This window comes from Streptomyces sp. NPDC053665 (genome assembly GCF_055585285.1).
Genome location: NZ_JBVJKK010000001.1, coordinates 600,143 through 613,219, shown reverse-complemented (window position 1 = coordinate 613,219; position 13,077 = coordinate 600,143). Strand labels below are relative to the sequence as shown.

At 73.4% G+C, this 13,077-nt stretch carries 8 protein-coding genes; 7 read left to right on the top strand and 1 reads right to left on the bottom strand.

Annotated elements, in window-relative coordinates; genetic code table 11:
* Positions 1-6 precede the first annotated feature (6 nt).
* The 6 genes from ACZ6ZN_RS02655 to ACZ6ZN_RS02630 all read left to right on the top strand — a co-directional run bounded on the left by ACZ6ZN_RS02655 (position 7) and on the right by ACZ6ZN_RS02630 (position 9,338).
* Complete coding sequence (locus ACZ6ZN_RS02655; RefSeq protein WP_398107714.1) at positions 7-900, top strand: carbohydrate ABC transporter permease; 894 nt, start codon at positions 7-9, stop codon at positions 898-900.
* Positions 897-1,805, top strand: coding sequence for a carbohydrate ABC transporter permease (locus ACZ6ZN_RS02650; protein WP_469642545.1), 909 nt, complete (start codon positions 897-899; stop codon positions 1,803-1,805). The genes ACZ6ZN_RS02655 and ACZ6ZN_RS02650 overlap by 4 nt, the downstream gene beginning before the upstream one ends.
* A 35-nt stretch (positions 1,806-1,840) precedes the next feature.
* Positions 1,841-3,088, top strand: a complete 1,248-nt coding sequence (locus ACZ6ZN_RS02645) for a glycoside hydrolase 5 family protein (protein WP_469642543.1) — start codon at positions 1,841-1,843, stop codon at positions 3,086-3,088.
* The gene (locus ACZ6ZN_RS02640; RefSeq protein ID WP_469642541.1) at positions 3,085-5,088 is read left to right on the top strand and encodes an endo-beta-N-acetylglucosaminidase; all 2,004 of its coding nucleotides are present in this window, start codon (positions 3,085-3,087) and stop codon (positions 5,086-5,088) included. Before ACZ6ZN_RS02645 ends, ACZ6ZN_RS02640 begins: the two co-directional genes overlap by 4 nt.
* A gap of 25 nt (positions 5,089-5,113) precedes the next feature.
* The gene (locus ACZ6ZN_RS02635) at positions 5,114-8,128 is read left to right on the top strand and encodes an alpha-mannosidase (protein ID WP_469642539.1); all 3,015 of its coding nucleotides are present in this window, start codon (positions 5,114-5,116) and stop codon (positions 8,126-8,128) included.
* A 175-nt stretch (positions 8,129-8,303) separates the two neighbouring features.
* A complete protein-coding gene (locus ACZ6ZN_RS02630) occupies positions 8,304-9,338 on the top strand; it encodes an aldo/keto reductase (protein WP_469643927.1) in 1,035 nt (344 codons plus the stop codon).
* Positions 9,339-9,363: 25 nt separating this feature from the next.
* Here the strand turns inward: ACZ6ZN_RS02630 and ACZ6ZN_RS02625 are convergent, their stop codons facing one another.
* The gene (locus ACZ6ZN_RS02625; RefSeq protein ID WP_469642537.1) at positions 9,364-10,785 is read right to left on the bottom strand and encodes a lipase maturation factor family protein; all 1,422 of its coding nucleotides are present in this window, start codon (positions 10,783-10,785) and stop codon (positions 9,364-9,366) included.
* Positions 10,786-10,966: 181 nt separating this feature from the next.
* Between ACZ6ZN_RS02625 and ACZ6ZN_RS02620 the strand changes: the two genes are divergently transcribed.
* Complete coding sequence (locus tag ACZ6ZN_RS02620; RefSeq protein WP_469642535.1) at positions 10,967-13,057, top strand: SpoIIE family protein phosphatase; 2,091 nt, start codon at positions 10,967-10,969, stop codon at positions 13,055-13,057.
* Positions 13,058-13,077 lie beyond the last annotated feature (20 nt).

The window sequence follows — 13,077 nt, the reverse complement described above, 5'->3', positions numbered from 1 at the left end:
CCCGTCATGGCCTCCTCCGGCATCCCCCGGGTGCGGCGTCAACTGCCGACCAGCCCCTGGCTGTTCGCCGCCCCCGGGCTGCTCGTCACCGGCGCGTTCGTGCTCTACCCGTTCCTCTCCACGCTGGTGAACTCCTTCACCGACCGCCGCACCCTGATCCCCGGGACGTTCGTGGGGCTCGCCAACTTCCGCGAGCTGCTGCACGACGACATGTTCTGGATCGGCCTGCGCAACAGCACCCTCTACGTCGTCGGAGTCGTGCCCCTGCTGGTCGTCCTGCCGCTGCTGCTGGCGCTGCTGGTGCAGAGGAACATCCCCGGCATCACCTTCTTCCGGTCCGCGTTCTACACCCCCGTCGTCGCCTCGATCGTCGTCGTCGGCCTGATCTGGGTGTGGCTCCTCGACGACCGCGGACTGGTCAACGCGATGCTGGAGGCGGCCGGTGCGGACAAGGTCGCCTTCCTCAGCGACCAGTGGCTGCTGCTGCTGAGCGCCATGGCCGTCACGGTGTGGAAGGGCCTCGGCTACTACATGATCATCTACCTGGCGGCGCTCGGGAACGTGCCGCGCGAACTGCACGAGGCGGCCGCCGTCGACGGGGCGGGCGCCGTGCGCCGGTTCCTGACCGTGACCGTGCCCGCCGTCCGCTCCACCATGGTGCTCGTCGCGGCGCTCTCCTCGGTCGCCGCGTTCAAGGTGTTCTCCGAGGTGTACCTGCTGGCCGGCCCGAGCGGCGGCCCGGCCGGCGAGGACACCACCCTCGTCATGCTCGTCCAGCGCACCGGCACCGGGCTGAGCGGCCGGGTCGGCTACGCCTCCGCCCTCTCCGTCGTCGTCTTCGCCGTCACCGTCGCCCTGATGCTGCTCGTGCTGCGCGCCGACCGGAAGGAGGACTCGTGAGCGTCCTCCAGAAGGCACCTCCCGGGCGGAAGGCGCCCGCCGCGGCCCGCGAACCGCGGATCACCGACGAGCACGGCCGCCGCGTCCGGGTGTGGGAACTCGCCCTGCGCTACGTCCTGCTGCTCGCCGTCCTCGCCCTGACCATCGGCCCGTTCCTGTGGCAGTTGTCCACCTCCCTCAAGGGCCCCACCGAGGACATCTACAGCTCCCCGCCGGCGTTCCTGCCGGGCGACCCCACCCTGCACAACTACGAGCGGGTCGCCGACACCATCCCCGTGTGGGACTACGCCCTCAACTCCCTGAAGGTCGCCACCGCCAACGTCGTCACCAACTGCGCCGGCTCGGCCCTCGCCGGATACGCCCTGGCCCGCTTGCGCTACCGCGGCCGCCGCGCCGCCACCCTGGCCTTCGTCCTGGCGATGCTCGTCCCCGTCGAGGGCATCATCATCGCCCAGTTCACCACCATGCGGGAGCTCGGCCTCAACAACACCCTGGTCGGCGTGGTCCTGCCGGGCTGCATCGGCGCCATGAACGTCCTGCTGATGCGCAACGCCTTCCTCAACCTGCCCTACGAGATCGAGGAGGCGGCCTTCGTCGACGGCGCCGACGTGTGGCAGCGCTTCCTGCGCATCGCCCTGCCCTCGGTCAAGGGCACCCTCGCCGTCGTCGCGATCTTCGCCTTCATGGGCGCCTGGGACGACTTCCTGTGGCCGCTCATCGTGCTGAGCGACCCCTCCAAGTTCACCCTCACCATCGGCCTCAACTACCTGCACGGCACCTTCGCCAACGACGAACGCCTCGTCGCCGCGGGCACGATCATCGCCGTCGCACCGCTGATCGCCCTCTTCGCCTGCCTCCAGCGGTACTTCTTCCGCGGCGTCGGCGAGGGCGCCGTCAAGGGCTGACCCCGTACCTCCGTCCTCCGTCGCAAGGGACCCGCATGCCTCAAGCCGTGCGCTTCGGCGTCAACTACACGCCCAGCGAAGGGTGGTTCCACCACTGGCTCGACTTCGACCTCGACTCCGTGCGCGCCGACCTCGACTCGATCGCCGCGCTCGGCCTCGACCACGTCCGCGTCTTCCCGCTGTGGCCGTACTTCCAGCCCAACCGCAGCCTGATCCGCCCGCGGGCCGTGGAGCAGCTCGTCGCGCTCGCCGACGCCGCCGCCGAACGCGGCCTGGACGTCAACGTGGACGGCCTGCAAGGCCACTTGAGCAGCTTCGACTTCCTGCCCGCCTGGACCCGTACCTGGCACCGGCGCAACCTGTTCACCGACCCCGACGTGCTCGACGGCCAGGCCGCCCTGCTGCGCACCCTCGCCGCCGCCCTCGCCGACCGGCCCAACTTCATCGGCATGACCCTCGGCAACGAGGTCAACCAGTTCTCCGCCGGACCCCACCCCGACCCGGACCGGGCCACACCCGGCGAGATCGACACCTGGCTCACCCGGATGCTCGCCGCCTGCGAGGAGGGCGCCCCGGGCCGGCTGCACCTGCACGCCGAGTACGACGCCACCTGGTACCAGGACGACCAGCCCTTCACCCCGGGCCAGGCCGCCCGGCACGGCGCCGTCACGGCCGTGCACTCCTGGGTGTTCAACGGCACCGCCCAGCGCCACGGCCGCACCTCGGTGCCGAGCGAGCACCACGCGGCCTACCTGGTCGAGCTGAGCAAGGCCTGGGCCGACGACCCGCGCCGGCCGGTCTGGCTCCAGGAGGTCGGCGCCCCCGCGCCCCTGGTCCCGCCCGAGCACGCCGCCGCCTTCACCGAGGCCACCGTCGCGCACGCCCTGGACTGCCCGGACCTGTGGGGTGTCACCTGGTGGTGCTCCCACGACGTCTCCCGCGGCCTCGCCGACTTCCCCGACCTGGAGTACGGACTGGGCCTCATGACCAACGACCGCAAGCCGAAGGACACCGCCCTGGTGCTGGAGCGGGCCGCGCGCTCGGCGCCGTCCGCACCGGCGGCCCGCACCACCGCGCTCGTGGTCCCCGCCGACCCGTCCGCCCGGTCACGGTGCGCGCCCGGCGGGCCCGTCTTCGAGGCCTTCTTCCGGCTGGTCGCCGACGGGGCGCGCCCCACCACCGTCCTCGACACCCGGACCACCGACCGGGAGCACCTGTCCGCACGCGGCATCACCGAGACCGTCACCGCCGACCAGGTCCTCGAAGGAGGCATCCGCCCGTGACCCCCACCCGACGCACCGTGCTGCTCGCCGGCGCCGCGGCCGCGCTCGTCCCCGCCCTGCCCGCGACGGCGGCCCCGCGGGCCGCCACCCCGCCGTTCGCGTCCTACTGGTACCCGGACTCCCTCCCCGAAGGCACCCCCGGCCCCGGCATCACCTGGCGCAGCCTGAAGTCCTGGCGCGCCGAGGACGACCCGGATCTCGCCTTCAACGCGTCGTCCGTGCCGCTGGCCGCCCGATTCACCCCGGCACCCGCCAACGCCACCGCCCGCGCGGGCCAGGCCCGCATCCAGTCGCTGGTCTCCTTCGGTCCCACGGCGGGCAACCCCTCCCAGGGAGCCCCCACCGCCGACTTCTACGCCCTGTCCCACTGGGCATACATCGACGAACTGGTCTTCTGGGGCGGGTCGTCGGGCGAAGGGCTGATCCTCGCCCCGAACGCGCCGATCGTGGACGCCGCCCACCGGCACGGCGTGCCCGTCCTCGGCAACGTCTTCCTGCCACCCGTCGCCTACGGCGGGCAACTGCGTTGGACCCGCGACCTGGTGCAGAAGGACGCCGCCGGACGCCACCCGCTCGCCGAACGGCTGGTCGCGGTCGCCGAGGCCCACGGGTTCGACGGCTGGTTCGTCAACGCCGAGACCGGGGGAGGGGATGTCGCCCTCGGCGCCGACATGCTGAGCTTCCTGCGGGAGCTGAAGACCCGCGCGACGGCCAAGGGGCAGCGCGTCACCTGGTACGACGCCATGACGGTGAACGGCACGGTCAGCTGGCAGGGCGCCCTCGACGGGCAGAACGAACCGTTCTTCCGGACCTCCGACGACATGTTCGTCGACTTCCGCTGGAGCGCGAACAGCCTGGTCTCCTCGGCGAGCAGGGCCGAGCAACTGGGCCGCAGCCGCTACGACCTGTGGGCGGGCGTGGACGTCGAGGCCGGCGGCTGGAACACCCCGGTGCGGTGGGACGCGATCGTGCCGCGGGACGGGGCCCACCTCGCCTCGATCGGCCTCTACCGGCCCGAGTGGACCCGCAACCACCTGCCCGACGACCTGCGGGACCCGGCCTCCTTCCACACCGCGGACGACCGCTTCTGGACCGGCCGCTCCCTCGATCCCTCGCGTCCGGACGGCACGGACCCCTGGCGGGCACCCGCCGTGACCGTCGCCGACCGCTCGACCGTCACCTCGGTCCCGTTCGCCAGCTCCTTCAACACCGGGCACGGACTGCGCTGGTTCGAGGACGGCGCGATCACCTCCGACACCCCCTGGAACCATCTCGGCCTTCAGGACCGGCTGCCCTCCCGGCGCTGGGTGGTGCACACCGAGGGCAGCCGCCCCGCGGTGTCCTTCGACTTCGAGGACGCCTGGCGCGGCGGCAGCAGTGTCCTCGTCGACGGCGAGCTCACCGAACCGGCCGTCCTCGACCTGTACGCCACCCGGCTGCCCCGCACCGCGGGCACGGTCGTCGAGCTGACCCACCGCACCGACTCCGGCCGGGTCCGCGTCGAACTGGCCGTCGCCACCGGCGAACCGGACACCCCGGGCGCCGCACCGCCGTACCGGTACGTCCCCGTACGGGCCTCGGACGCCTGGCACACCTCGACCGTGCGGCTCACCGGTCCGCCCGGGACCGTCCGGGTGCTCGGTGTCCGGCTCACCCCCCTGGACCCCGGCGGCCCCGTACGGTGGCGGCTCGGCGCACTCGCCGTGCGGACCGCCTCCCGGGCCACCCCGGCCGCGCCCACCGGCCTGCGCGTCGCCGCCGCGTCCGGCGGGGACCTGCGCCTGCTGTGGAACCCGGCCCGCGGCGCCGTCCGCCACTACACCCTGCACCGCCGGCTCCCCGACGGCACCCGCCGCTTCCTCGGCGGCACCTGCCAGCGGGCGTTCTTCGTCGCCGGGCTGGAACCCGAGCAGGGCGAGCGGGCCGAACGGTTCGAACTGCGGGCCGTGGGGGAGCTCTACACCTCGTCGGCACCCGTGACCCTGACCCACGCCTGGTAACCACCCCCTCTAGGGAGCATCCCGTATGCATGACGACCGCAGCCTGGTCGAAGCCCGCCTCAAGCGCGTCCTCGACGAGCGCGTCCGCCCCGCCGTGTACCCCGAGTCCGTGCCGCTCCAGGTCGCCGTGTGGCACGCGCCGGGCGAGCCCGTCCCCGTCGCCGAGGGTCTCGCGGCGGAGACCGAGCCGATCGAGACGGGCGCCCGCTGGGGTGCTCCCTGGGGCACCAGCTGGTTCCGCGTCACCGGCACGGTGCCCGAGAACTGGGCCGGCCGGACCGTCGAGGCGATCCTTGACCTCGGCTTCGACGAGAACATGCCCGGCTTCCAGTGCGAGGGCCTGGTGTACCGGCCCGACGGCACGCCCGTGAAGGGCCTCAACCCGCGCAACCAGTGGGTACGCGTCGCCGCCCCCGCCGAGGGCGGTGAGCAGGTGTGCCTGCACGTCGAGGCCGCGTCCAACCCCGTCATCCTCGACTACCACCCCTTCCTGCCCACGCAGCTCGGCGACAAGGAGACCGCGGGCAGCGAACCGCAGTACACCCTCGCCCGCATGGACCTCGCCGTCTTCGACGAGACGGTGTGGCAGCTGGTGATCGACCTGGAGGTGCTCGGCGAGCTGATGGCCGAACTGCCCGTGGAGTCCGCCCGCCGCTGGGAGATCCTCCGGGCGGTCGACAAGGCACTCGACGCCCTGGACCTCCAGGACGTCAACGGCACCGCCGCAGCCGCCCGTTCGCGCCTCGCCGACGTCCTCGCCACGCCCGCGGCCCCCTCCGCCCACCGCATCAGCGCCGTCGGGCACGCCCACATCGACTCGGCGTGGCTGTGGCCGCTGCGCGAGACCGTGCGCAAGGTGGCCCGCACCACCTCCAACATGACCGCGCTCCTCGACGACGAGCCGGAGTTCGTCTTCGCCATGTCGCAGGCCCAGCAGTGGGCGTGGGTGCGCGACCACCGGCCCGAGGTGTGGGCCCGGGTGAAGAAGGCCGTGGCGGACGGGCGGTTCGTGCCGGCCGGCGGCATGTGGGTGGAGTCCGACACCAACATGCCCGGCTCCGAGGCGATGGCCCGGCAGTTCGTGCACGGCAAGCGGTTCTTCCTCGACGAGTTCGGCATCGACAACGACGAGGCGTGGCTGCCGGACACCTTCGGCTTCGCCGCGGGCCTGCCCCAGATCATCAAGGCCGCCGGCGCGAAGTACCTGCTGACGCAGAAGATCTCCTGGTCGCAGACGAACAAGTTCCCCCACCACACCTTCCAGTGGGAGGGCATCGACGGCACACGGATCTTCACCCACTTCCCGCCCGTCGACACCTACAACTGCTCCATGAGGGGCAGCGAGATCGCCCATGCTGCCCGCAACTTCAAGGACAAGGGCGTCGCCCGCCACTCCCTCGCCCCGACCGGCTGGGGTGACGGAGGCGGCGGCACCACCCGCGAGATGGTCGCCAAGGCGGCCCGGCTGCGCGATCTGGAGGGTTCGGCCACGGTCACCTGGGAGACCCCGCGGGCCTTCTTCGAGAAGGCCGCCGCCGAGTACCCCGAACCGCCCGTCTGGGTCGGTGAGCTCTACCTGGAGCTGCACCGCGCCACCCTCACCAGCCAGGCGAAGACCAAGCAGGGCAACCGCCGCAGCGAGCACCTGCTTCGCGAGGCCGAACTGTGGGCCGCCACGGCGGCCGTGCGCACCGGGTTCCCCTACCCGTACGAGGGCCTGGACCGCATCTGGAAGACGGTGCTGCTGCACCAGTTCCACGACATCCTGCCCGGCTCGTCCATCGCCTGGGTGCACCGCGAGGCCCGCCGGACCTACGAGCGGGTGGCCGGGGAACTGGAGCGGATCATCGACGCCGCCCAGCGCGCCCTCGCGGGCGAGGGGCGGACCCCGCTGGTCTTCAACGCCGCCCCGCACACCCGGGCCGGCGTCCCGGCCGGGGGTGCGCGCACCCCGGCCGAGCCGGCGCGCACGGCCCGCACCGACCGGCCCGGGGGCGGGCACGTCCTGGACAACGGCCTGCTCCGGGTCGAGATCGACGCCCGGGGTCTCGTGGTGTCCGCGTACGACGTCGAGGCCGACCGGGAGACCGTCGCCCCCGGCCGGGCCGCGAACCTGCTCCAGCTGCACCCCGACTTCCCGAACATGTGGGACGCCTGGGACGTCGACGAGTTCTACCGCAACACGGTCACCGATCTGACCGACGCCGAGGAGGTCGTCCCCGACGGCGAGGGCGTGCGGGTCGTCCGGTCCTTCGGTGCCTCCCGCGTCACCCAGCTGCTGTCCCTGGCTCCGGGGGAGCGGCGGCTGGTCGTGGACACGGAGGTCGACTGGCACGAGACGGAGAAGTTCCTCAAGCTCGCCTTCCCGCTCGACGTGCACGCCGAACGGTACGCGTCGGAGACCCAGTTCGGGCACTTCCACCGGCCCACCCACACCAACACCTCCTGGGAGGCGGCCAAGTTCGAGGCGTGCGCCCACCGGTTCGTCCACCTGGAGGAACCGGGCTGGGGCGTCGCGGTCGTCAACGACTCCACGTACGGCCACGACGTGACGCGCACCGTCCGCACCGACGGCGACGGCGGCACGACCACCACCGTCCGCGTGTCCCTGCTGCGCGCTCCGCGCTTCCCCGACCCGGAGACCGACCAGGGCGTGCACCGCTTCCGGCACGCGCTGGTGCCCGGCGCCGGCATCGGTGACGCGGTCCGCGAGGGCTGGCGGATCAACCAGCCCGAACGGCGGCTGTCCGGCGCCGGCGAGGTCACGCCGCTGGTGGCGTCCGACCAGGACGCCGTGGTCGTCACGGCGGTCAAGCTGGCCGACGACGGCAGCGGTGACGTCGTCGTCCGCTTCCACGAGGCGTTCGGCGGCCGGGCGCGCGCCACGCTCACCGCCGGATTCGAGGTGGTGGGCGTCGCGGTGACGGACCTGCTGGAACGCCCCCTGGCCGGCGCACCGGCACCGGAGGCGGACGGCGGCCGGATCGCGGTGCGGCTGCGCCCGTTCGAGCTGGTGACGCTGCGGCTGCGGCGCGCCTGACGGTCGCGGGGAGAAGCAGGTCACGTCCGTGGACGAGCCGGATCGACGGCGGGACCTCCGGGCCACCGCGGTGCCGGAGCCGGACGAGGAAGGAGCCGTGAGGATGAGCGACGACGAGGGGCCGTGCGGGCCCGCGGTGGAGCAGGCGGGACCCGGGGACGCGTGGGGTGGCCCGGTGAACCGGCTCGGCGGCAGCGGCGTCCGGGTCGGGGCCCTGTCCTTCGGCGCCGCCGCCATCGGCAACCTGTACACCGAGGTCGGCGAGGAGGAGGCGCAGGAGGCCGTGGAGGCCGCCTGGCAACGGGGCATCCGCTCCTTCGACACGGCCCCGCACTACGGCCTCGGCCTGTCCGAGCGCCGCCTGGGCGCGGCCCTGCGCGGCAGGCCCCGCGACCAGTACACGGTCTCCACCAAGGTGGGCCGCCGCCTGGAGAGCGCCGACGGCCGCGGTGACGACCTCGCGAGCGGCTTCGCCGTGCCCGCCACCCACCGCCGGGTGTGGGACTTCAGCGCCGACGGGATCCGCCGCACGCTGGAGGCCGGCCTCGAACGGCTGGGCCTCGACCGCGTCGACGTCGTCTACCTCCACGACCCGGACGAGCACGCCGGCCAGGCGTTCCGCGAGGGGTACCCGGCGCTGGAGGAGCTCCGCTCGCAGGGCGTGGTCCGCGCGATCGGCGCCGGCATGAACCAGGCGGAGATGCTCACCCGCTTCGTCCGCGAGACCGACGTCGACGTGGTGCTGTGCGCCGGCCGCTACACCCTGCTCGACCAGAGCGCGCTGCGCGACCTGCTGCCCACGGCACACGCGCGCGGCAGGTCCGTCGTCATCGGCGGCGCCTTCAACTCCGGTCTGCTGGCCGACCCGAGGCCGGGCGCGCGGTACGACTACACCGACGCGCCCCCGGAGCTGGTGCGGCGGGCGCTGCGGCTGAAGGCGCTCGCCGACCGCCACGGCACCACGCTGCGCGCCGCCGCCCTGGCCTTCTGCGCCGCGCACCCGGCGGTCGCCAGCGTCCTCGTCGGAGCCCGCTCGGCCCGCGAAGTGCACGACTGCGTCGACCAGTTCGCCACCCGGGTGCCGCAGGCGTTCTGGCAGGAGCTGCGCACCGAGGGCCTCCTGCCCGCCGAGGCCCCCGTGCCGGACGAGGCCCCGGCGCCGGGCCGGGCCCCCGTACCGGACGCGCACCCGCCGCGGCGGCCGTCCTGACCGGTGAGGCCCCCGGCGGACGGGGTCACGGCCGGTGCACCGGCTTCGCCAGCCGCGTCGGGGGCAGGAACTCCCGCACGTACGTGCGCTCCCAGCACGCGCCCGTCTCCCGCAGCTCACGCCAGGTCGTGAAGCGGTAGCGGAACAGCCGGGCGCGCACGTACCGCGGGGGCGCCTCCGGCGGGAACGGGGAGCGGCGCAGCAGCCTCAAGGTGTCCCGGTCGCCCTCCAGCAGCCGCTCCACGAACGTCCCGAACCATGGCTCGGCGTAGGCGGGGGAGAGGGCCGCGAACCACATCAGCCAGTCCAGGCGCAGATGGTAGGGCGCGAACTGCCGCGGCCAGCGCCGCGGGTCCCCGGGCTTGCCGCGGAACTCGTACTCCCGCCAGCCGGAGTCCGGCCGCGGCGCGGTGTCCGCCGTGCCCTCCACCACCACCTCGTAGCGCACCCGGCTCACACTGCCGAAGGCCCCGTAGGTGTTCACCAGGTGCAGCGGGTCGAAGGAGCGGTTCATCACCTGGCGGCGGGACAGCATGTTGCGCACCGGCCGCGCGCTCAGGGCCAGCAGCACGGCGCACACGGTCAGCACGACGACGGCGAACCACAGCGGGGCGTCCGGCACGGCGGGCGGGTCGGCCGGGAACCGCACCGCCGACAGCGCCAGCACGATGGTGATCCAGTTCAGCCACGAGAAGTTGCCCGACAGCACCAGCCACAGCTGGGTGACGATCATCAGCGCCGCGGCGGCCGTGGCGACCGGCTGCGGAGTGAACAGCAGGAAGGGGACCACGAGTTGGGTGACGTGGTTCGCGGCGGCCTCGGCCTTGTGCAGCGGCCGGGGCAGCCGGTGGAAGAACCAGCTGAGCGGGCCCGGCATCGGCTGGGTCTCGTGGTGGTGCTCCAGACAGGTGAGCCGGCGCCAGCACTCGTCGCCGCGCATCTTGATCAGCCCGGCGCCGAACTCCACCCGGAACAGGATCCACCGCAGCAGGAACAGCACCACGAGCGGCGGCGCCACCTCGTCGTTGCCGAGGAACACGGCGAGGAAGCCCACCTCCAGCAGCAGCGACTCCCAGCCGAACGAGTACCAGGTCTGCCCCACGTTGACGATCGACAGGTACAGCGCCCACGGCACCAGCCACAGCAGCATGCCGCCCCACAGCGGCAGCAGGGAGTCCAGCCCGGCCAGCAGGCCCGCCGACACCGCGCAGCCCGCCCACGCGCACAGGGCGAAGAAGCGGTCGGAGTAGTGCAGCTGGAACAGGCTCGGCGCCCGCCCGAACGGCACCCGCGACACGAACCGCGGCACCGGCAGCATGCCCCGCCGTCCGATCAGCGCGCGGAACTGCAGCGCCGCCGTCAGGAACGCCACCAGGTACACGGCGGCCAGGGCCCGCTGGAAGACCAGGCGGGTCAGCCCGTAGTCGGATGCGGTGAACCAGTCCACAGCCGTGCGCTCCTCCCGTGCCGCGCCCGGTCCCACCGTCACGCTCGGTGAAGAACACTATGCGGCTACCCCGCCGCCCGCCCGGCGAACACCGGCCCGGTCCGGCCCCGCCGACCCGTCCGGTCGAACGCGTTCGACCCATCCGGTCGAAGAATCGGACAAATGCTGGCAAGGTGGGCGCATGGCTGATCGGGGAGCGAGCGCCGCCCTGTCTCTCCCGGACGACTGGCCCGCCCACCCGGATCCGATTCTCGCGCTCAACCGGATGGGCAGCTTCGACTGGGATCTGGACACCGGCCTGATGCAGATGGACGCCCAGGCCCACGACGTCTTCGACGTGCGCCCCGACGAGTACGCCGGCGACCCCGCCACCCTGTCCGCACGCGTCCCGCCCGCCGAGGCGCTGCGCCTGGACACGGTCGTGTCCCAGGCCCTGAAGGACGGCAGCGAGAACTACGGCGCCTACTTCCGCCTGCGCCGCCGCGACGGCACCCTGCGCTGGACCCACACCCAGGGCTACATCCGCCGCGACGGGACGGGACGGCCCCGCCGCATCATCGGCATCGTCCGCGACGCCACCCAGGAGCTCGGCGAGATCGGCGTCCGCCGCGAGCAGGCCGCCCGGGACGAGGCGCGCCGCCAGCAGACCAGTGTCGTGGAACTCACCACGGCCGCCCTCGCCCACGCCCGCACGGTCCAGGACGTCATCGACGTCCTCACGGACACCCACGGCCTCGTCCACCTGGGCGCCACCAGCCTCGTCATGGGCCTGGTCGAGGCCGGCCGGATCCGGCTGATCGCCGAGGGCCCCACGGAGAGCTCCGTGCCCGGCACCCGCATCACCCGCATCGACGACCCGTACCCGATGAGCGAGGCCGTACGGACCCTCGGGCCGCGGTTCATCGAGTCGCCCGAGGAGTTCGCCCAGCGCTACCCGATCCTGTGGCCGCACATCACGGGCCTGAACATCACCTCGGCCGCCTACCTGCCGCTCATCGTCCAGGCCCGGCCCATCGGCGCCATGGGCCTGCTCTACAGCGACCGGCGCGGCTTCACCGCCGAGGAGCGCAACGTCCTCGTCGCCCTCGGCAGCAGCATCGCCCAGAGCCTGCAACGGGCCATGTTCTACGAGCAGGAGATGGACCTGGCCCAGGGCCTTCAGCAGGCGATGCTGCCCCGCACCATCCCGAGCGTGCCCGGCGCCGACGTGGCCGTGCGTTACCGGGCCGCCACCCTCGGCGGCGCCGTCGGCCGGGACATCGGCGGCGACTGGTACGACCTGATCCCGCTGCCGGGCGGCCGGGTCGGCGCCGTGATCGGCGACGTCCAGGGCCACGACACGCACGCGGCCGCCGTCATGGGCCAGCTGCGCATCGTGCTGCGGGCCTACGCGGCGGAGGGGCACCCGCCGGCCACGGTCATGGCGCGCGCCTCCGTCTTCCTGCACGAACTGGACACCGACCGCTCCGCCACCTGCCTGTACGCCGAGGCGGACCTGACCACGGGCGTGCTGCAGATCGTGCGCGCCGGCCACATCGACCCGCTGATCCGCCACACCGGCGGAGCCTGCCGCCGGATCACCGTGGCCGGCGGGCTGCCGCTCGGCCTGTCCGCCGAGTTCGGCCGCCTCGACTACCCGGTGGGCACCGTCGAACTCGACGCCGGCGACACCCTGCTGCTGTGCACCGACGGTCTCGTCGAGCAGCCCGGCGCCGACCTCGACGACGGCATGGGCACCCTCACCGCCCTCGTCGAGACCGGCCCCGACGACGTACGGGAGCTGGCCGACCGGCTCATCGAGGTGGCCGACGAGCGGGGCGGGGACGACGACGTGGCGCTGCTCCTGCTGCGCCGGCGCGGCCCCGAGGGGTACCGGTCCGGCCGCCGCATCCAGCGGCACGTGACCCCGGGCGACCCGGCGGCCCTGACCGAGGCCCGCCGCATGATCCGCACCGCGGTCGCCGCGTGGGGGGCCGGCGACCGGGCCGACGAGATCGAGCTGGCCGCCGACGAGCTCATCACCAACGCCCTGATGCACACCGAGGGCGCCGCGACCGTCACCCTGCGGGTCCTCACCGGCGCCGAGCGCCGCCTGCGCGTGGAGGTCGAGGACACCTCCAGCGCCCTGCCGCGCCGCCGGGAAGCGGGCGAGTCGGGTGTCTCCGGGCGCGGCCTGCTGCTGGTCGAGCTGCTCACCGACGTGTGGGGCGTGGAGGCCCGCGGCGGCGGCAAGGCCGTGTGGTGCGAGTTCGTGGTGCCCGGCCGCGACTGACCGCGCGTGGCACCCTGGAG

What these genes read in the sequence shown, in the direction of transcription:
- ACZ6ZN_RS02620 (WP_469642535.1), top strand. Translation starts at nt 10,967, where the DNA reads ATGGCTGATCGGGGAGCGAGCGCCGCCCTGTCTCTCCCGGACGACTGG.
- ACZ6ZN_RS02655 (WP_398107714.1), top strand. Translation starts at nt 7, where the DNA reads ATGGCCTCCTCCGGCATCCCCCGGGTGCGGCGTCAACTGCCGACCAGC.
- ACZ6ZN_RS02645 (WP_469642543.1), top strand. Translation starts at nt 1,841, where the DNA reads ATGCCTCAAGCCGTGCGCTTCGGCGTCAACTACACGCCCAGCGAAGGG.
- ACZ6ZN_RS02635 (WP_469642539.1), top strand. Translation starts at nt 5,114, where the DNA reads ATGCATGACGACCGCAGCCTGGTCGAAGCCCGCCTCAAGCGCGTCCTC.